A 19002-nucleotide genomic window follows, 5' to 3' on the forward strand; every position below is an offset into this window, starting at 1 on the left:
CATCCCGCATTTTGAGAAATCTGATGGCGATGGGTTAGCGCGTCGGCCGTTGTCTTTCAAGATGAAGCCAGTTGCGAAGAACTCAAGCAAGCTGTGGGGAAAGGTCAAGAACGGCTGAAAGGCCCGGAGAGCAGCGGGATTGAAGCCGGTTCAGGACTTCACCTGCAAGGATCAACCGAGCCAGCCCCGCACTGCCTGGAACAGGAGGTTCAGCGCCAGCGCGGTCATCACCCATCTGAAGCCGGTCTTGAAGCTCTTCTCGTCCATTCGGCCGAGCAGGCGGCTGCCGGCGAGTGTGCCGAGAAAGCCGCTGGCGATCATCAGGACAATCAGTCCCAGCCAGGGCGCGAAGGCAAAGCCGAGCGCGCCGAACGCAATGATCTTGAAGATGTGCATGATCAGCGCGGTGATTGCCTGGTTGGCGACGAACCCGTGGCGCGGCAGGCCGAGGGTCGACAAAACGGCACCGCCGATGGGGCCGGCTGCACCGAAGAACATGGACAGGAACGTGGAGGCAAAACCTGCTGCTGCCATGACCCGTTTCGGCGCCTTGCCGAAATGCGGTGCCTTGCCCCAGACGACCCACAGCACGAACAGGCCGATGCCCGCCTTCAGAACGGCCGGTGGCAATTCCACCGCGATGGCGCCGCCCACGGCCGCGCCAATTGCCGCCCCGACTGCGAACCAGAGCGCAATCAGCCAGTCGACATGTTTCAGTTGCACAAGCGCACGCCCGGCGTTCGATCCGAGCTGAACGACACCGTGGACCGGCACCAGGGCACTGGCCGGCATGACGGTTGCCATGATCGCGATCAGCGCGACCCCGCCGCCAAGGCCGACGGCCGCCGTCAGGGCCGAGGTGAAGAAACTCGTGACGATCAGTGTCAGCGAAGCAGCAAGGTGCAGCTGATCGGGAAAGAAGAAGCCGGCGATGTCTGACATGTCACGACCATCTCTTGTTGGCGTAGTTGACCGCTTCGCGAACATCCAGTGCGCGGGTGGAATTGCCGCTGCGCAGATAGAAGACCGAGGCCTTGTTTTCTTCCAGATAGACGGCGCGGGGTGCCGGGCTGACGATGACCATCGCCACGTCCTTGCCGTCCACCCTGGAAAAGACCGTGTGGATGTAAGGACAGAGATCTCCGCCGAGTGTCTTGGAAACGATGTCGTTGACGGTGCGCTCGAACGAATCGAGGTCCGGGCTTTTCAGCGTTGCCAGGTCCTTGTCGAGACCAAGCGGTGTGCCGTTATCATCGACACCGATCAGCAGATGGCCGCCATCGGCATTGAAGAAGCCGGCAAGGGTCTTGGCGATGACCTTTTCCAGGGACCGGTTGGTCCGGTTTTCCTTCAGGTCCCAGCGCAGCGACGACTTGAACTCCACGCGCCGGTTTTCGCCCTGTTTCAGAAGATCGGGAATGAGCGCGGTCTGCTCTTCGCGCAGCGACCGGTAGGCTTCGGACGTTCGCATATAGTTGCGGGTGAAGATGCCGAAGGCGAGGCCGACAACTGCGCCGAGACCGGTATAGGCAACCGCAACATCCAGATGCCGGGGAAGCAGCACCAGCCACAGGCGCGCCGTCAGAAATTCAAGGAGGTTCGGAGCCGTTTCCGAAAAACGGGCCAGTTCCCACCAGACCACCACAAGGTTCAGCGGGTGGATCACCAGCACACCGACAATGGCCCCGACCACGACATAGGCTGCCAGAAAGGGAAGCTTGAACGGGGAAAGAGCCATATTTGAAAATCCAAATGAAAACGCCGGTCGGAACCGGCGTCACTCTTAATCCAAAACCTTCCCGCCGTCATCCCGGCCCGTCATCCCGGGTCGGCATCGTGCGAACCGGGATGGCGATGAAGGATTTCACAGGCGGTCAGGCCGCTGCGGGCAGGGCCGTTTCGACCAGTTTCACCCAGTAGGAACAGCCGACAGGGATCAGGTCGTCGTTGAAGTCATAGGCCGGATGGTGCAGGCCCGCGCTGTCGCCGTTGCCGGCGAAGATGAACGCGCCCGGGCGTTCTTCCAGCATGTAGGAGAAATCCTCACCGCCCATCATCGGCTCGATCTCGCGATTGACCTTGCCGACCCCGGCAATGCCTTCGGCGACGGCTGCCGCGAAATCCGTCTGCTCGTCGTGGTTCGCCGTGACCGGATACCCGCGTGTGAACTGCAGAACTGCCTTTGCTCCGAACGCATCGCCAACAGAGCTGACGATGGATTCCATCCGTGCCTGGGCGAGATCCCGCATTTCCGGGCTCAGCGTGCGCACGGTGCCGCGCAGCAGCACTTCCTGCGGAATGACGTTGAAGGCGTTGCCACCCTGGAAAACGGTCACCGACACAACAACTGAATCGAGTGGATTGGCATTGCGGCTGGCGATGGTTTGCAGCGCGGACACCAGTTGCGAGCCGATCACGATCGGGTCGATGGTCTCATGCGGCTTGGCGGCATGGCCGCCCCGGCCGGTGATGGTGATGCGGAATTCGTCGGTCGCGGCCATGATCGGGCCCTTGCGGATGGCGAATTCGCCCACCGGCATGCCCGGGAAGTTGTGCATGCCGTAGACTTCCTCGATCGGCCAGCGGGTCAGAAGACCATCGTCGATCATCGCCTTCGCGCCTGCGCCACCTTCTTCGGCCGGCTGGAAGATGACGACGACCGTGCCGTCGAAGTTGCGGGTTTCGGCGAGGTATTTTGCAGCGCCCAGCAACATGGCGGTGTGACCGTCATGGCCGCAGGCGTGCATCTTGCCCGGGATCTTGGAGGCATAGTCCTTGCCGGTGATTTCCTCGATCGGCAGCGCGTCCATGTCGGCGCGCAGGCCGATGGTCTTGCCGGCACCGCCATTGCGGCCCTTGATCACGCCGACGACGCCCGTCTTGCCGACGCCCGTTGCGATTTCATCGACACCGAAGCTCTGCAGCAGCTCGGACACCTTCTCGGCAGTCCGCACCGTTTCGTAGAGAATTTCGGGATTTTCGTGAATGTCGCGGCGCCAGGCGGTGATCTCGTCGGCCAGATCCGCGAGGCGATTAACGATGGGCATGAAGGACTCCTAGAAACACATCGGAACAGGAAAGCGCTTTAAGCTTGAACGGCTAACCTATCGCAAGCTGCAAAAAGAGGAAGTGGGATTGCGGAAAAAGTTATGTGCAAGGCGAAGGTCTGCAAGACTGATCCGCCGCCAGGTCATTCTCCGGATGATTTTTCCTGCAAACGGAAAACGCGCGTGCGTTTGATCTCGTTGTCTTCCAGCGCACCGACCACCGGAACGCTGTAGGCCGCCATTTCAATCAGGCGTGACGAGGGCAGATAGGACCGGCCAGGATCACCGACATAGACCTCGATGTTGTTCGCCAGCAACCTGTCGAGAAATGCCAGCACCTTGTCGGCCATGGGCTTGTCGTAGAAAACGTCACCACAGAAGACAAGGTCCGCTTGCGGCGGTTCTCCGGTGGTGATGTCCGCGGTCTCGGTGGTGATCTCCACCTCGTTGAGCGCAGCGTTGAGGCGTGTTGCGGTCAGGGCGTAGGGGTCGATGTCGACCGCGTGGCAGGACGCTGCGCCGGCCTTCATGGCGGCTATGCCGACCAGACCGGAGCCGCAGGCAAAGTCGACAACGCGTTTTCCCGCGACCAGTTCCGGCGTGTCGAGCACGTAGCGGGCAAGTCCCTGGCCGCCTGCCCAGGCAAAGGCCCAGAATGGCGGCGGCAGGCCTAGCTCGCCCAGTTCGTCTTCGGTCTTTTGCCACAGGTCCATGGCCTCGTCGGCCACATGCAGAAGGATTTCCTCCGCATGCGGCACAGGTTTGACCTTGGTCTCCTTCCGGATGAAGGCTGCCGGATCCTTGATAAGGGCCATTCAGGGCGGATCTTTCAGGAGAGGAAGTTAGGCAGGCTCTTTCAGGCCGCCCATTTCACAGACGATTTTCCATTCCTCTTCCGTGACCGGCTGAACCGACAGGCGCATGGAGGTGACCAGCGACATCTTGGCAAGGCGCGGCTCGGCCTTGACGTCGGCCAGGGTCACCGGCTTGGGCATGTCACGGACGGCCTTGAAGTCCACGCATTCCCAGCGGGGATCATCGATGGTGGTGTCCGGATGGATGTCACTGCAGACCTCAACGATGCCGACGACTGCCTTGCCGATGTTGGAATGGTAGAAGAACGCCTTGTCGCCGATTTCCATGGCCCGCATGTTGTTGCGCGCCTGGTAGTTCCGGATACCGTCCCACTGCTCACCCTTGTCGCCACGGGCCTTCTGCTGTTCCCAGGACCATTTGTCGGGCTCGGACTTGATCAGCCAGTACTGCACTCAGTTTGCCTCCGGGTTCTTGATTGCCCAGTTCCAGGGGCGGATCTCGACGCTTTCGAACAAACCGGCACGGGCGTAGGGATCTTCCTGGGAGATCGCCAGGATCTCGTCGCGGTTGGAGGCTTCGATCACCACCAGCGAGCCGGTCATGTTGCCGTCGTCGTCAAGAAACGGGCCGGCTGCCTTGAGGCTGTCGCCGAGGCCTTTCAGAAAGTCGAGATGGGCGGCGCGGTTGTCGAGGCGCGTCTGCAGGGCACCGGGCTTGTCGGTGCAGATCAGGGCATAAAGCATGAAGAATTCCCCGGGTTGGTCGAATCTGCGTCGAACCTAGGGCCGGGGCGGGGGAAACTCAATGGGGGAAAGTCTGAGAGGTGTATCACACCCTGTGCAAGCGGCCCATCCTTCGAGACGCCTGGCGTTGCCCGGCTCCTCAGGATGAGGGAGTGGGGGAGCTGTTCTCCCCTTCGTGGCAGGGCAACTGACTTTGGACTAAAGACAGGCAGCAAGCACAAGTGTCACCCCGGGCGAGCAACGCGAGACCCGGGGGCTACTCGTTTCCAGAGAGCTGGAATGGGTTGTGCCTCTTCAGGGTAACTTGTCTGCTTCGGCAAGCGGCGCGGCGAGTGGGCCCCGGATCTGCGCTTCGCTTGTCCGGGGTGACGCCGAGGGGATGAGGATATCGCTCATATGCCAATCCCCTATCACAAGCGGAAAGAGAACCTGGTGCCGACATGTGCCTATGCCAAACGCCGGTTTCCTTGCGAGAGGCTTAAAGCCCTGCCGTTTCCGATTTCAGCGGGCGTGCCATCAGGGTGTTGAGGGCGTCGTCGATGGTCAGGTCCTCGTCGATCATCCTGGCGACGGTCTCGCAGATCGGCACTTCGACATCGTATTTGCGGGCCAGCTTGACTGCGACGCGGGCGGAATAGGCGCCTTCCGCGAGCTTGCCACCTGCCGAAATCAGCTCGGAAGCCATGAAGCCTTCGCCGAGCCGCAGCCCGAAGGAAAAGTTGCGCGACTGGCTGGACGAACAGGTGAGCACAAGGTCTCCCAGACCGGAAAGGCCTGTCAGGGTTTCACCCTGTGCGCCCATGGCAGTGCCGAGGCGAGACAGTTCGGCAAAGCCGCGGGCGGTCAGCGCTGCCTGGGCACTGGCGCCGAGCTTGCGGCCGACCACGGCCCCGCAGGCGATCGCGAGCACATTCTTGAGGGCGCCGCCGATCTGGGCACCGAGAATGTCGATCGAGGCATAGGGCCGGAAACAGGGCGATTGCATCGCTTCGCACAGGCTGAGCGCGGTCTTGGCCGAATTGGCGGCAACGGTGACGGCGGTCGGCAGGCCCTTGGCGACGTCGTCGGCAAAGCTCGGGCCGGACAGGACGCCCGGTTCGACGCCGGGCAGTTCCTCGCTCATGACCTTGGACAAGAGCTTGCCGGAGGATTGTTCGATGCCCTTGGCGCACAGCACGACGGGGCCGCGCACTTTGCCGGTCTGTTTCAGGGCAGCCAGCATCGCACGTGTTGTCTGGGCGGGTGTCACCAGCAAGATGGCATCGGCGTCGGCAACCTCTTCCAGCGAAGATGTCGCTTCCAGTTCCTCGTCAAAGGTGATTCCCGGCAGATACCTCGGGTTCTGCCGACGGGACCTGATATCGGAGACCGTACCGGGATCACGCGCCCAAAGGCGCACTTCCCGTCCGGCACGGGCTGCGGTCAGGGCCAGGGCCGTGCCCCAGGCGCCGCCGCCAACGACGCCGATAGACCTAATGGCGCCCATTGCTCTGCCTTTCCACGCGCGTCCGTAATGTTTCAAGTTGCGCTCCAAACCCTTCAAAAAAGCGGGCCTCGGTCGGCGCATCCATGGTGAACAGGTCAATCCAGAACAGACGGAACCTTATCGGGGGACCGCCTGCGTTCGGTGACATTTCGAAATGTTCCCATTCTGTCGCGGGCTTTTCACGAATTCGGCCGTGAAAATGCCGCCGGCGATGCAAGCCGTCGAGACAACGGGGAACATCTTTGAAGATATGGTCCTGGTCGGCGAACGATTCGAGCGCGATATCCAACGAAAGTCCGGTCTCCTCGGCAAATTCTCTCCTGGCAGCCTGCAGATAGCTTTCGCCGGGGTCGACCGTGCCTCCGGGAACCTGGAGGCCGGCGTTCGGGAAATCGGGTTCCACAAACACGAGAAGCTCTGTTCCACAGGTCAGGTAGACATAGGCCTTTTGGTAGATCAGCACGGGCAGGTCCTTGAAAGAACTGTTGTTTATGCCGCGTTGGCGAGGCGTGTCACACGTTTGCGCAGGGCATCGAGGGGCGCGCCGAAGGCGGCGAAGAAGTTTTCCTCGTCGCTTGCCCGTTCGCCAAAGAGGTCAACCCAGAAGAAACGATAGCGAATCGGTTCGCCGCCGCTGCTGGGATGCATTTCGTAATGTTCCCACTCGCTCTTCGGCCGGGCACCAAGGCGGACATGGTAGTTGCGGCGGATGTGTCGGCCAAGCAGCGGACGGTTGGGTGCGGGCCGGTACTGTCCGACGGGAGGGATCGTTTCGAACGGGATATCCTGACTGGAAAAATGATCAAAGGCCACGTCCAGTTCGAGGCCGGTTTCCTCGGCAAATTCCCGCATGGCGCCATGCAGAAAGCTTTCGCCCGGATCGATGGTGCCACCCGGAACCTGCAGGCCCAGATGAGGCGTGTCCGGTTCGTCGAAGACCAGAAGGTCCGTGCCGCAGGTCAGGTAGACATAGGCCTTGTGGTAGACGCGCATTTCTCAGAACAGTCCTTGTTGGAAGGCTGAAGTTTCCTAACAGGGTCTTTGATCGCGCAAAAGGGTCGGTGGGAAATTGAGTGATGATTTACAGGTCCACACCCTAGACCTTGGCGCCTTTCTTGCCCGCGCCGAGCACACCGGCATTGGCTGAATCCAGCGGCCAGCGAGGCCTGGGTGACAGGCTCATGTCGTCCACGGGGCCAAGTCGAAGCCGCTCGATACCGGCCCAGGCGATCATTGCTGCATTGTCGGTGCAAAGGCGCATGGGCGGCGCGATGAAACGGGCATCTGCCTCTTCTGCCGCAGCCAGAAGACTGTTGCGGATTTCCTGGTTCGCCGCGACACCGCCAGCCACAACGATTGCCGGTTTGACACCCGGGTGGCGTGTCCGGAAGAGATCGAGTGCGGAGCGGGTGCGGGCTGCCAAAACGTCGGACACAGATCGCTGAAAGGCCGCGCAGAGGTCGGCAATCGTCTGTTCATCGACAGGTTCAAGCTTTTTCGCCTGGGTGCGAAGGGCCGTCTTCAGTCCGGCGAAGGACATGTCGAGGCCCGGGCGATCCAGAAGCGGACGCGGCAGGCGGAAGCGGCTGACGTCGCCCTTGGCTGCCATTTTTTCTACATGCGGGCCGCCGGGATAGGGCAGGCCCAGCAGTTTGGCAGTCTTGTCGAAAGCTTCGCCAATGGCATCGTCGATGGTCGTGCCGAGACGTTCATAGTCCCCGACGCCGCGCACCAGCAGGAACTGGCTGTGGCCGCCGGAGACGAGCAGCAAGAGGAACGGAAACTCGAGATCGTCGGTCAGGCGCGCGGTCAGGGCGTGGCCTTCCAGGTGATTGACGCCGACGATCGGCTTTCCCGCTGCCATGGCGATGGCCTTGGCGGTCATGAAGCCGACGATGACACCACCGATGAGGCCGGGACCGGCAGTTGCGGCAATCGCGTCGATATCGTCCCAGCCGCAACCGGCCTCGTTCATGGCTTCGGCAACGATCCGGTCGAGGATTTCGATGTGGGCACGGGCGGCAATTTCCGGCACCACGCCACCGAATTCTGTATGCTCGTCGATCTGCGATCGGATTGTATTGGAGAGGATCTTCTTGTGCGCAGGGCCGCACACAACCGCTGCTGCGGTTTCGTCGCAGCTGGTTTCAATGCCCAGGACCGTCAGATTGGTCGCATTGTCATCTGTTTTGACTGAGGTCATTGGTCTAAGTGCGGTGGCCTGTGTTAGGACATCCGAAAAGACATAAATCGGTGCCCGTCATTTCTGCCGGGCGTAGCATCTGGACGGTAAACCTTGCAATCAAATCCTTTGCGTATCGGAACAAGGGGCAGCGCGCTGGCGCTGGCACAGGCCAACGAAACCCGCGACCGGCTGATGGCGGCCCATGATCTGGCCGAAGACGCGTTCGAGATCGTGGTCATCAAGACCTCCGGCGACAGGATCCAGGACAGGCCGCTGTCAGAAGTCGGTGGCAAGGGGCTGTTCACGAAGGAAATCGAGGAAGCGCTTCTGGACGGACGGATCGATCTTGCCGTTCATTCGTCCAAGGACATGCCGACGGTCCTGCCGGATGGTCTGGCTTTGACGGCCTTCCTGCCGCGGGAAGATGTGCGCGATGCGTTCCTGTCGCCCAAGGCAAAGACCCTGACCGATCTGCCGCAGGGCGCTGTCGTCGGGTCCAGTTCGCTGCGCCGCCAGGCGATGATCAAGCGGCTGCGCCCGGATATCGAAGTGGTGATGTACCGCGGCAACCTGCAGACACGCCTGCGCAAGCTGGCAGAGGGCGAGGTGGACGCAACACTTCTGGCGGCTGCCGGTCTGCGCCGGTTGGGCCTGGAAGCGGAAATCACCAGCCTTCTGGAAACCGACCAGTTTCTGCCGGCTGTCGGCCAAGGTGCGATCTGCATCGAAAGCCGGGCGGACGACAAGGCTACCCTTGAAATGCTGGCGGCAATTCACGACGCGGCAACGCAGATCCGCCTTGATGCGGAGCGCGCCTTCCTTGCTGTTCTGGACGGGTCTTGCCGCACGCCCATCGGCGGTCTGGCAACGCTCGAAGGTGATACGATGCACTTCCGAGGGATTGTGCTGAAGCCGGACGGATCGGCCGCGCATGAGGCATCGGGCAGTGGGCCTGCGGCAGAGGCCGCGCGGATTGGCCGGTCTGTCGGGGAAGATCTGAAAACCCGGATGGGACCGGACTTTCTGGCAGGAACCTGACCCGGTCATGCGCTTTCTGGTGACACGCCCCCAGCCGGATTGCCGGCGGACCGCTGAAAAACTGCGGGCGTTGGGGCATGTTGCCGATGAAGCTCCCGTTCTGAAAACCGTTGAGGTGCGGTCTGCACAATTCGGGCTGGATGGCGTGTCGGCGCTGGCGTTTTCCAGCCGGCGGTCGGTCGCCGTCCTGTCGGCAAAGGGCCGGATCGATGCCTTGCGGAGCTTGCCGGTTTTCACGGTGGGCGACGCGACCGCACTCGCCTGCCGGGAAGCGGGCTTTTCAAGTGTAATTTCGGCCAGCGGTGATATCGCTGCGCTGGCTCAGCTGATTCTCGATAATCGGAGCGGGTTGCCCTCAGGGGTCGTCCTTTATCCTGCTGCCGAGGATCGGGCGGGGGATCTGGAGGGACTTCTCGCCGCAGGGGGCATTTCCTGTCGCACCGTCGTGCTTTACCGCATGGAGCCGGCGGAAAGCCTGCCTTCTGCCGTGGTTGACGGCCTTCGCCAGAATGCCTTTGATGGTGTCTTCATTTATTCCAAACGCACGGCCGAAGCTTTTCTGGCGCTGGTTCGCAGGCACGGTCTCGACCATATTTTTTCCAGGTTGCCTGTCTATGCCCTTTCGCGGCAGTCGGCCGAGCCCCTATTTGAGGTAAGCCAGGTGCGTATTGCAGCTGCGCCGAACGAAAGCGCCTTGATGGATCTGGCTTTAACACAGTGTTAACCAGATCCGGGGGAGTCGTTCTTTTGCAGCGCGCAAAAGTCTTTGCTGCGGCGGTACCGCTTCGCAAAGAGGTGTGTATAGTGAAGGTCTTGGGACCGGCAGGGTTCAGGAGGAGATGAGATGACGACGGACAAGAAATCCCCGGGCGGGACATCTTCATCGGGCGGCAGCGGCACCGGCGGCAAGGACAAGCCGGGCAGCAGCACTGCGTCTTCCTCCGGCAGCAGCAAGCGGCCGGTAACGATCGATCTGACCGCAGAGAAGGTCGGTGCCAAGCCGACAGACACGAAGCCAGCCTCTGGTACGAGCTCAACGACGAGCGCCACGACGGGGTCTGGCGGCACGACTGCAGGTGCAGCCAAGACAGGCGGTATCGGCAGCACGACTGCGTCCGGCAGCTCAACGTCAGCCGGAAATACAACGTCTTCCGGCAGCACTGGCAGTTCGGGCAGCACATCGTCGCCCTCTTCGTCTGCATCGACCTCGTCCTCGACCGGATCAGGCTATTCTTCTTCGTCGTCTACCGCTGCCGGGTCTTCCACAGCCGGAAAGCCCGCAGGAACGAGCACAACCGGGTCGTCATCTGCGACCGGCAAGCCGGCGTCTCCGGCAAGCTCATCTACGTCTGCCACCAGCCAGCCTGGAACCTCCTCGACAAGCAGCAGCTCCCGTCCAGGGGGATCAACCAGCTTTTCCAATCCGCCTGCCGCTGAAGACCGCGGCGGTGTCGGGGCATTCGGCGTTCTGATCGCGGCCGTTATCGGCGGTATCCTGGTGCTTGGCGGCGGCTTCGGCCTTTATCAGGCCGGGCTCGTCAAACTGTCGCCCGAGCCGAACCAGCAGCTCACCAGCGCGCTCAATGCCGCCGAACGCAAGATCTCCGATCTGGAGAAAAAACTCGGCGACGTGACGTCTTCGGTCTCCAGCCAGGGCAGTTCCGGTGCTGTTTCTGCTCTGGAAAGAAAGGTCACCGCGCTTGAAGCCAAACTGCAGGATGCGTCGTCGTCCGATCTGAGTGCCGCGGTCGATGCCCTGAAGCAGGATGTCGAAGGACTGCGCAGCACCGTTGCTTCGGCTGGGGCCGGCACCGGCGAAGGAACCCCAGCCGATCTCCAGCCGCTTGAAAGCCGTCTGGCCGCGCTGGAAGAGGAAGTGAAGGGCGACAGCCAGGTGGATCTGGCGCCGCTTGAAAGCCGCCTGGCCAAGCTGGAAACCGACACGACATCGACATCTTCCGAAGCCGACAAGCTTTCGGGTTCCGTAACCGGGCTCGAGGGCCAGCTTTCGGACCTGAAGACGACCCTTTCCGAGGTGGAAACCAGACTTTCCAATACCGAAACGACCGCGAAGGCAGCACAGACAGCCGTATCGACGTCGGACGTTTCCCTGAAGACCCTTGCCGACAGCCAGGCACGGGCAACCGAGACCCTGTCTTCGCTGGCTGCCGACATCAAGTCTGTCGGCGCGGCCAACACGGCAGCGCTGGAAGGTTTGCGCTCTGAACTGGACGCGCTTTCAACGCGCCTTGCCGCGGTTGAGGCAACGATGGGCGATGCGACGGCGCGTGAAGTTGCTGCAAGGGCTCTGTCCGTTTCCGCGCTGAAGTCGGCCGTTGATTCCGGCCGCCCATATGAAACCGAGCTGGCCGCCGTCAAGGCGGGGCTGCCGGGCGGGCTCGACCTGTCTGCACTGGAGGCCAACGCCAAGACCGGTGTCGAGCCGGTGCCCGTGCTGATCGCCCAGTTCCCACCGGTTGCGCGCTCTGTCTACCAGACGTTTTCCGAACCGGACCGGTCCGGTGATGTACTCGACAGCCTGATGACCAGTGCACAGTCGCTGTTCACCGTTCGCCGTTCGGGCTCGGGTGAAGGCGACGGGCCGGCCGCTGCCCTGCAGCGCATGGAAAACGCCGTCCGGAAGGGAGACCTCAAGTCGGCACTTGCCGCCTACAAGGACCTGCCGGAACAGGGACAGGCTGCTGCTGCCGACTGGGCAACGCGCGCCGAAGCCCGCGTCGAGGTTGATGACCTGACGGACAAGGCCTCGCAGGAAGTGCTCAACGCGCTTGCTGCGAAGGATAGCTGAATGCAGGCCGGCCACTCGCCCGCCCGTCAATGGAACTATGTGCCGGCAGAAGCCGGCCGTCGCAGGGAGCGAACTGAATGATCCGCGTTCTGTTCTTTTTCGCGCTGTTGTTTGCCGTTGCCATGGGCTTTGCCTGGATGGCGGACCTGCCGGGAACGATCCAGATTTCCTGGCCGGTTTATGAAGGCGGTCAGCAGGTCGGGACGGACATCTGGGAGCAGTCGCCTGCGATTGTTGCCCTTGCCGCAGCCATTTTCCTGGCGATCTTCCTGGCGATTGTCTGGGTGATCCGCGTCGTCCTGAAATCACCGCAGATTGCCAGCCGCTTCTTTCGGCGCCGCCGGAAAGACAAGGGCTACAATGCGCTGTCACAGGGCTTGATCGCTCTGGGCACGGGCAACGCCAAATTGGCGCGCCGCTACGCGCTGGACGCCGACAAGCTGCTGGATGATGAACCCGCGGCAAAGCTGCTGCTTGCACAGACGGCCCAGCTTGCCGGCAAGGACGACGAAGCGCGTCAGCGTTTCGAGGCGATGCTCGAAGATCCGGCCACCAAGGCGCTTGGTCTGCACGGCCTCTTCATCGAGGCCGAGCGGCACAGGGAACCGGTTGCAGCACGCCATTATGCGGAGGAAGCGGCCAAGACATCGCCGGGTCTGGAATGGGCCGGCAAGGCCGTGCTCGGCTACCAGGCGGTTGCCCACCATTGGGACGAAGCGCTCAAGACACTGGAGCGCAACTACGCCGCCAAGATGCTGGACAAGAAAACCTATCGGCGTCAGCGGGCCGTCATCCTAACGGCCCTTGCGACAAAGCTGGAGGACGGCGAGCCGGAACGGGCCTATTCGCTGGCCAAGGAAGCTCACGGCCTGGCACTCGACCTTGTGCCGGCGGCCGTGCTGACGTCTCGTCTGGCAACGCGCCGGGGCGACATTCGCAAGGCCTCCAAAGTGTTGGAGGCGACCTGGCGTTTGTTCCCGCATCCGGAGTTGGCTGAAACCTATGCCCATGTGCGTACCGGCGATTCGGCTGTCGACCGTTTGAAGCGGGTGAAATCGCTTTCCGCACAACGGGCAAACACTCCCGAAGGTGCGCTGGCCATCGCCCGCGCAGCCATGGAGGCGCGCGAGTTCGAAGAAGCGCGCAAGCAGCTGAAAAAGGTCCTGCAGTCCGAACCTACCCGTCAGGCGTTTCTGCTGATGGCGGAAGTGGAGGAAGCCGAACACGGTGACCGGGGCCGCACACGCGACTGGCTGGCCCGTGCCGTCAGTGCGCCGCTCGACAAGGTCTGGATGGCCGACGGCATCATTTCCGCCGAATGGCAGCCGGTGTCACCGGTCACCGGCAAGCTCGATGCGTTCCAGTGGGCAACGCCGGGCAGTCTGTCCGACGAGGACGGTCCGCTGCTTGAGGACAGCCTGTTCGAGGCGCCGGCCCTGCCGTCCGCCACTCCAGCCGAGCCGGTTCGGTCGGTTGCAGATGTGGATGACGGCGCTGTGGTGCTGGAAGCCGAACCCGTCAGCAGGCCTGCCAGTGCCAAGCCTGCGGGGCCCGAGACGGGTGACGTCAAATCCGGCATCGCCAAGTCAGCCGCCGCGGAACCTTCCGCTGCCTCTGTACCACTTGAAAAGCAGGGCTACGAAGGGACGACGGACGATGTCAAATACAGCCCTGCGCTGAAGGACCTGCCCGACGCCGAGGCTACCAAGGCACCTTCGGACAAGGCTGCGACCGTTGAGAAGACGACAGCCAAGGAAACCGCGGCAAAAGCCGAAGTCGGGGCAGGCGACAAACCTGCCGTGGTGACAGGCAAAGATGCCGAGACTGCGAAAGCTGGTGCGACCGGCAAGGCCGACACCCGGAACGGTTCCGAGACGCCTTCCAAGCCAGAGGCAACATCTGAGGCCAAGGTTGAGGAAACTCCGAAATCGGCGGATGCAAAGCCATCGGCAGCCAAAGCCGGGGAGGCCAAGACAGGCGAAACAAAGTCCGGCAGTTCCAAAGAGGATCTCAACCGGCCAATCGAATTTCCCCTGTCGCGGATGCCGGACGATCCTGGCCCGGATGAGGACGACGAGGAAGAGAGCGCCAAGACGCCGCGGCCGCGCTTTTTCAACTGAAGCGCTGCTGCGGCGATAGTCGGAATGTGCTGACGAGCATGTGTTTGCCTGGCTTCCGGAAAAGGGAAGATGTGTTCTTCCTGAAAGAACCGGTTTTAGGCTCTTGCATCTGACGCCAAGCTCCGGTAATTAGCGGCGCACTCGGGCTTGACCTGAGTGTCCGCGCCTAATCGCGCGATGCCCGGCATCTGCCGGAGAACGCCGCTGTAGCTCAGATGGTAGAGCACGTCATTCGTAATGATGGGGTCGGGGGTTCGAGTCCCTTCAGCGGCACCACTTTCCAGGCCCAGGTTTGTTTCTTCTGGTGCGCCCGACAGGGCTATCCCTTCCTCTGATGCTTTCCTCCGGATTGAGCAAGCTGTCACGAGACTTCAGAAACAGCTGTGCGATCGTTGGCCCTGCCACCAGTCCATGGGCTGCACAGGTCGCAGTGACAGCTTTGATGCTGGCGAACTTGTGTTGCCCTGCTGCTGATCCGATTTCTGTTTGTCGGACGGGAAGTGCCGCATTGATGGCCCGTCGGCAGTCCTTGCAAGAGGCAAGGTGATTGTCCAATTCTGACGCTACAAATTGACGTAGAGTTGGTGTGGCATGTTGCGGGCGCCCTTGTCCTGACGAGACGATCGTATCGGCCGACAGATCCTTGTTTAGGTCTCGTCTGATTTTCAGAAACAGGCTGGTTGGATCCCGTGTTTTGAAAAAGATGGCCACAGGTTGCTCCAATTCGACGGAAGTCACTGAACCATAATGTGACTGCGGGAATCCTGTGACGCCGGGTTGCGCCTGTTTCCTCATATTTTGTGGGATTTTCCCAGATGAGGTTTCGGTCTTTACATCCTATTTGTAAGAATTTTGGAATCGAGTGAATGAATATTCATGTAAATCTATGTATATCAAAGGTTGTAAAATGCCTGACGAGCTTCAGTAACAGAAAATATACAATTGTTTCCTTATTGTACTTGTTAATTTAGACATGGCCTCAAGTGACGATGCGAGAGCCGCACACAAGGTGATGAGAATTGCTGCATAAAATGATCCGCATTCTTGTCGCTGACGACAGCGGCATCGCTCGTGAAGTCATCAACAACGGTATCGCCGTTCATCGTTCCAAGCGGTACATCGAGGTTGATAACGTCGATAACGGTCGTTCCGCTGTCGAGGTTCTGAAGAAGAAGCAGATCGACATCGCCTTCATCGACATCAACATGCCGGGGCTGAATGGTCCGGACGTAATCGCCGCGATGAGCGAGACGAAGTCTGCAGATTGTCTGACGGTTGCGATTTCAAGCGGCCTTGATGAGCGCAATGCCAACATGCTTCAGCAGTTGGGGGCCTATCATTTCCTGAAAAAGCCTTTCACCCAGGAGGATGTGTCGGAGATCGTCGCCACTTACATGACGATGACGATGACCTATCCGATCCTGATCGTCGACGACAGCGGTACGATGCGCAAACTGACGCGCAAGGTTCTGGAGGCCAGCCGGTTCGACTTCGAAATCTCGGAAGCCGACAGTGCGCAGGCGGCGCTTCGTACACTGGCATCGGGCAAGTTCCGGATGGTGCTGACGGATTTTCACATGCCGGATGTTGACGGTATCGAGCTTGCCGGTTCGATCCGGGACCTGTCGAGCAAGATCGGCATCTACATGATGTCCACCAACGACACGAGCTATCTGGAGCGGTCCGCGGCCTTCGTCGGGATATCCGGTTTCCTGAAAAAGCCGTTCACGCCTCAGGACATAGATACGCTCATGCATCAGTTCCTGGAGCTGGATACGCCAAAATTCGGCAAGGTGCGCAACATGTTCAGCTTCATGGAACGAGAACGCAAGGCATCGTGAGGCTCGCCGGACTGGCGAGTGCTGATCGTTCCTCTTGGTTCTTCTGGGCATTTCGAGGGAACCATTTGCCGAACGCTTACATTGTTTCTGGATTGTTTGTCAGCATTCTTGATTTAAAACGCTTCAGTTGATTCAATGAAAGAATCAGAAGTCTCCCCCTAGTTCGTATCGGTTCCACTGTCTGAATGCATGGAGAGCGGTGTGGGCAAAACAGCAAAACTTGAATTACTTCGCCGGATATTGCCTCTCGGCCTCTGCGTGCTGGGTATAGTCGGCGGATATTTTTTCATGTCGGTGCTCAGCAGCCTGCTCTGCATTATCGCGGCCGCCGGGATCTATGCCGCCTTGCCGCGGCCGAACGTACCGTCCGGTGCCGTAAAGCCGGTATGTCATCCGCCGGTTCTGGTACTCGACATGATCGGGTTTGTTATTGGTGCCGCTTTCTTTTCCATAGCATTCATCGGGATGGCAGACTGGAGCGGAGGCGCAGCCCTGATGGCGCTGCTTTGCCTGGGTCCTGCCTCGATTGCACCGGTGCTGTTCACCGTGTCCGCACGACAGGAGACATCCTGGGTCCGTTTCTTCAGCAACGGTTTCGAATTCACCCAGTTCGGCCGGCGCGTCCGGGTGATGTATGAGGATCTGAAAAAGATCGACATCCGCCTGTGGCACGCTTCCGGATGGGCTGCCTGGTTCCAGTCGACGATCGGCTCGCTGGGGCCGAGATCAGCGGTTCTGCTGAATGGGGCTGAAACCACCACGACACTGGTCTTCAAGCGCCCGGACGGGGCAACCTTCACCATTTCATCCGAACTGGTGCCGGACCTGCAGCGGGTGCTGATCAACATCGACAGGGCCGGTATGGAGCTTCCTGACGGGATCAGTGAATATCAGCGCAAGAAGATCCGCCAGCGCCGCGAGCGCATGTACGGCGGCCCGCCGCAGGAACCGCCGCAGTCGGAACAGAAGGAAGTGGCGCGTATCGCGGCCCTTATCGAACACGCCAGGCGCAGCGCCGGCCATTGAGGGCGGTTTTTCACCTCACATCACATTCGGCTGTCTGCTGACCACAACTTCGTCCTCATCCTGAGGAGCGCGCTTGCGCGCGTCTCGAAGGATGGGCGGCACACGCAGGAGCTCCTGGCCCATGCTTCGAGACGGACCTGACGGTCCTCCTCAGCATGAGGGCGTGTGGGGGCGCCGACGGAAGGAGGGGCGATCTGCCGAAGACCCGGTACTGGCATCAGCCGCTGCAAACTATGAACCGACCCAGTTCGCCTTTCGCTTTTCGAAGAATGCGGAGATGCCTTCCCGGGCTTCGGGGGTTTCCCAGGTCTCGGCGAGACGGCGGATGGTGTCGTCGATGATTTCTTCGGTAATTTCCGGGCCAAGGCTGCGGGCCAGCGCCTTGGAGGCGGCTACCGCAGCAGGGGCAGCGGAGAGATACGGTTTGATTTCCTTTTCGATCGCCGCATCGAGGTCCGCCTCGCTCACGACCTTCGCCACAAGATCGAGATCCCGGGCCTCTTCCGCGCCGAACAGGCGGGCGGACATGAATACCCGGCGTGCCTTGCCTTCTCCCATGCGGGCCAGCACATAGGGGCTGATGGTTGCCGGGATGAGGCCGAGACGTACTTCCGTCAGGCCGAATTTGGCGCTGTCGACGGCAATCACGGTGTCGCAGACGCTCATCATGCCGATGCCGCCGCCAAAGGCCTGGCCTTGTACGCGGCCTATCAGTGGCTTCGGCAATTCGTTGAGGCTCTGCAGCATCATGGCAAGCTTGCGCGCTTCAGTCATGCGGGTTTCGCGGTCAGCTTCGAACTGCTCGCGCATCCATCCAAGGTCGCCGCCCGCGCAGAAGCTGGCGCCAGCACCCGTCAGGATAACGACACGGGCAGTGTCGTCCTCCGCCAATTGCGCGGCAACTTCCGTCAGTTCGGCGATCATCGTGGCGGAAAGCGAATTGTGCTTGTCCGGGCGGTTGAGTGTCAGCGTTGCGACGCCCCGGTCGTCAACGGCAAGGGAGATTGTCTCGAAGCTCATGCGTCAACACTCCTGAGGGTGCGGGCAAAGTCGGCGATTTCAGCAAGCTTTGCCCGGTCGATACCGGTCTCGAAGCCCTTGCGGGTCATCAGGTCGAGGACGGCTTCGGTTGCGACATTGCCTTTGGCACCCGGTGCATAGGGGCAACCGCCCAGACCGCCGACCGCACTGTCGAAGGTGCGCAAGCCCTTTTCGAGGCTGACCTCGATGTTCTCGATCGCCCGGCCCTTGGTGTCATGAAAATGGCCGGCAAGCTTGTCCGCAGGGATCGCGGTCAGCACGGCGTCCAGCATCCGGCCGATGGTCTCCGGCGTTCCGGCGCCGATGGTATCGCCGAGGGAAATCTCGTAGCAGCCGAGATCGAACAGCGTTTTGGCGACCTCCGCTACCTTCTCCGGTGGTGTTGCACCGTCGTAGGGGCAGTCGGTTACGCAAGAGACATAGCCGCGAACCGGAATGCCGTCCTCATGTGCCTTTTCCAGAAGCGGCTTGAAGCGTTCGATGCTTTCGGCAACCGAGCAATTGATGTTCTTTCTGGAAAAGCCTTCCGAGGCCGAACCGAAAATGGCGACTTCATCCGCCGACACCTTCTTGGCGGCCGTATAACCCTTCACATTGGGTGTCAGCACCGCATAGGTCACGGACGGGTGCCGGTAGATGCCTTCCATCACCTCCTGGGCGTCGGCCATCTGCGGTACCCATTTCGGACTGACGAAACTGGTCACCTCGATCTTGCGGAAGCCGCAGGCAGAAAGCCGGTCCACGAGGTCGATCTTCTGGGCCGTCGGCACAAAGGTTTTCTCGTTCTGCAGACCGTCGCGCGGGCCCATTTCAAACAGGGTGACGAATTCAGACATGTTTTCTTCTCTAG

Annotated in this window: 18 protein-coding genes and 1 tRNA gene; 7 read left to right on the plus strand and 12 right to left on the minus strand. The window is 60.9% G+C overall.

Features of this window, described 5'->3' with window-relative positions; translation table 11 throughout:
- Window positions 1–171: 171 nt before the first annotated feature.
- The 10 genes from HEP89_RS10320 to tsaD all read right to left on the minus strand — a co-directional run bounded on the left by HEP89_RS10320 (window position 172) and on the right by tsaD (window position 8295).
- Window positions 172–942, minus strand: a complete 771-nt coding sequence (locus HEP89_RS10320; RefSeq protein WP_062486693.1) for a sulfite exporter TauE/SafE family protein — start codon at window positions 940–942, stop codon at window positions 172–174.
- A 1-nt stretch (window position 943) separates the two neighbouring features.
- Window positions 944–1738 (minus strand): ATP-binding protein, encoded by a 795-nt coding sequence (locus tag HEP89_RS10325; protein WP_023002894.1) that lies wholly within the window; start codon window positions 1736–1738, stop codon window positions 944–946.
- A 136-nt stretch (window positions 1739–1874) separates the two neighbouring features.
- Window positions 1875–3047, minus strand: a complete 1173-nt coding sequence (locus HEP89_RS10330; protein WP_055659708.1) for a M20 aminoacylase family protein — start codon at window positions 3045–3047, stop codon at window positions 1875–1877.
- Window positions 3048–3190: 143 nt separating this feature from the next.
- Window positions 3191–3862, minus strand: a complete 672-nt coding sequence (locus HEP89_RS10335) for a methyltransferase (protein ID WP_168691970.1) — start codon at window positions 3860–3862, stop codon at window positions 3191–3193.
- Between the two features lie 27 nt (window positions 3863–3889).
- Entirely contained in the window at window positions 3890–4315 is a 426-nt protein-coding gene (locus tag HEP89_RS10340; protein WP_168691971.1) for an EVE domain-containing protein, read from the minus strand.
- Window positions 4316–4606, minus strand: a complete 291-nt coding sequence (locus HEP89_RS10345; RefSeq protein ID WP_055659704.1) for a YciI-like protein — start codon at window positions 4604–4606, stop codon at window positions 4316–4318.
- Window positions 4607–5084: 478 nt separating this feature from the next.
- Window positions 5085–6092, minus strand: coding sequence for an NAD(P)H-dependent glycerol-3-phosphate dehydrogenase (locus tag HEP89_RS10350; RefSeq protein ID WP_023002899.1), 1008 nt, complete (start codon window positions 6090–6092; stop codon window positions 5085–5087).
- Window positions 6079–6555: an NUDIX domain-containing protein gene (locus HEP89_RS10355; protein ID WP_055659702.1), complete on the minus strand. Its 477-nt coding sequence runs from the start codon at window positions 6553–6555 to the stop codon at window positions 6079–6081. The genes HEP89_RS10350 and HEP89_RS10355 overlap by 14 nt, the downstream gene beginning before the upstream one ends.
- 26 nt (window positions 6556–6581) lie before the next feature.
- Window positions 6582–7085, minus strand: a complete 504-nt coding sequence (locus HEP89_RS10360; RefSeq protein ID WP_023002901.1) for an NUDIX domain-containing protein — start codon at window positions 7083–7085, stop codon at window positions 6582–6584.
- A gap of 103 nt (window positions 7086–7188) precedes the next feature.
- On the minus strand, window positions 7189–8295 hold the full coding sequence (tsaD, locus tag HEP89_RS10365) for a tRNA (adenosine(37)-N6)-threonylcarbamoyltransferase complex transferase subunit TsaD (protein WP_077291579.1): 1107 nt from the start codon (window positions 8293–8295) through the stop codon (window positions 7189–7191).
- 93 nt (window positions 8296–8388) lie between these two features.
- Between tsaD and hemC the strand changes: the two genes are divergently transcribed.
- The 7 genes from hemC (at window position 8389) to HEP89_RS10400 (ending at window position 17111) form a co-directional block, all read left to right on the plus strand.
- Window positions 8389–9315: a hydroxymethylbilane synthase gene (hemC, locus tag HEP89_RS10370; protein ID WP_077291580.1), complete on the plus strand. Its 927-nt coding sequence runs from the start codon at window positions 8389–8391 to the stop codon at window positions 9313–9315.
- A gap of 7 nt (window positions 9316–9322) precedes the next feature.
- The gene (locus HEP89_RS10375; RefSeq protein ID WP_077291581.1) at window positions 9323–10039 is read left to right on the plus strand and encodes a uroporphyrinogen-III synthase; all 717 of its coding nucleotides are present in this window, start codon (window positions 9323–9325) and stop codon (window positions 10037–10039) included.
- A 120-nt stretch (window positions 10040–10159) separates the two neighbouring features.
- Entirely contained in the window at window positions 10160–12124 is a 1965-nt protein-coding gene (locus tag HEP89_RS10380; protein WP_209014596.1) for a hypothetical protein, read from the plus strand.
- A 77-nt stretch (window positions 12125–12201) separates the two neighbouring features.
- The gene (locus HEP89_RS10385) at window positions 12202–14244 is read left to right on the plus strand and encodes a heme biosynthesis HemY N-terminal domain-containing protein (RefSeq protein ID WP_168691972.1); all 2043 of its coding nucleotides are present in this window, start codon (window positions 12202–12204) and stop codon (window positions 14242–14244) included.
- 200 nt (window positions 14245–14444) lie between these two features.
- Window positions 14445–14520, plus strand: a tRNA-Thr gene (locus HEP89_RS10390).
- Window positions 14521–15263: 743 nt separating this feature from the next.
- Window positions 15264–16085, plus strand: coding sequence for a response regulator (locus HEP89_RS10395; RefSeq protein ID WP_209014598.1), 822 nt, complete (start codon window positions 15264–15266; stop codon window positions 16083–16085).
- Window positions 16086–16373: 288 nt separating this feature from the next.
- Complete coding sequence (locus HEP89_RS10400; RefSeq protein ID WP_035907952.1) at window positions 16374–17111, plus strand: hypothetical protein; 738 nt, start codon at window positions 16374–16376, stop codon at window positions 17109–17111.
- Between the two features lie 231 nt (window positions 17112–17342).
- Here the strand turns inward: HEP89_RS10400 and HEP89_RS10405 are convergent, their stop codons facing one another.
- Entirely contained in the window at window positions 17343–18131 is a 789-nt protein-coding gene (locus HEP89_RS10405) for a crotonase/enoyl-CoA hydratase family protein (RefSeq protein WP_168691973.1), read from the minus strand.
- Window positions 18128–18988, minus strand: coding sequence for a hydroxymethylglutaryl-CoA lyase (locus tag HEP89_RS10410; protein WP_023002910.1), 861 nt, complete (start codon window positions 18986–18988; stop codon window positions 18128–18130). The genes HEP89_RS10405 and HEP89_RS10410 overlap by 4 nt, the downstream gene beginning before the upstream one ends.
- Window positions 18989–19002 lie beyond the last annotated feature (14 nt).

Origin of the sequence: Labrenzia sp. 5N, from assembly GCF_012395805.1 — a bacterium.
In the GTDB taxonomy this organism is placed as follows: domain Bacteria; phylum Pseudomonadota; class Alphaproteobacteria; order Rhizobiales; family Stappiaceae; genus Roseibium; species Roseibium algicola.

Bases quoted from the DNA above. Each gene is read 5' to 3' on its own strand.
- HEP89_RS10320 (WP_062486693.1), bottom strand. From the start codon at position 942: ATGTCAGACATCGCCGGCTTCTTCTTTCCCGATCAGCTGCACCTTGCT.
- HEP89_RS10325 (WP_023002894.1), bottom strand. From the start codon at position 1,738: ATGGCTCTTTCCCCGTTCAAGCTTCCCTTTCTGGCAGCCTATGTCGTG.
- HEP89_RS10330 (WP_055659708.1), bottom strand. From the start codon at position 3,047: ATGCCCATCGTTAATCGCCTCGCGGATCTGGCCGACGAGATCACCGCC.
- HEP89_RS10335 (WP_168691970.1), bottom strand. From the start codon at position 3,862: ATGGCCCTTATCAAGGATCCGGCAGCCTTCATCCGGAAGGAGACCAAG.
- HEP89_RS10345 (WP_055659704.1), bottom strand. From the start codon at position 4,606: ATGCTTTATGCCCTGATCTGCACCGACAAGCCCGGTGCCCTGCAGACG.
- HEP89_RS10350 (WP_023002899.1), bottom strand. From the start codon at position 6,092: ATGGGCGCCATTAGGTCTATCGGCGTCGTTGGCGGCGGCGCCTGGGGC.
- HEP89_RS10360 (WP_023002901.1), bottom strand. From the start codon at position 7,085: ATGCGCGTCTACCACAAGGCCTATGTCTACCTGACCTGCGGCACGGAC.
- tsaD (WP_077291579.1), bottom strand. From the start codon at position 8,295: ATGACCTCAGTCAAAACAGATGACAATGCGACCAATCTGACGGTCCTG.
- HEP89_RS10375 (WP_077291581.1), top strand. From the start codon at position 9,323: ATGCGCTTTCTGGTGACACGCCCCCAGCCGGATTGCCGGCGGACCGCT.
- HEP89_RS10380 (WP_209014596.1), top strand. From the start codon at position 10,160: ATGACGACGGACAAGAAATCCCCGGGCGGGACATCTTCATCGGGCGGC.
- HEP89_RS10385 (WP_168691972.1), top strand. From the start codon at position 12,202: ATGATCCGCGTTCTGTTCTTTTTCGCGCTGTTGTTTGCCGTTGCCATG.
- HEP89_RS10400 (WP_035907952.1), top strand. From the start codon at position 16,374: ATGTCGGTGCTCAGCAGCCTGCTCTGCATTATCGCGGCCGCCGGGATC.
- HEP89_RS10405 (WP_168691973.1), bottom strand. From the start codon at position 18,131: ATGAGCTTCGAGACAATCTCCCTTGCCGTTGACGACCGGGGCGTCGCA.
- HEP89_RS10410 (WP_023002910.1), bottom strand. From the start codon at position 18,988: ATGTCTGAATTCGTCACCCTGTTTGAAATGGGCCCGCGCGACGGTCTG.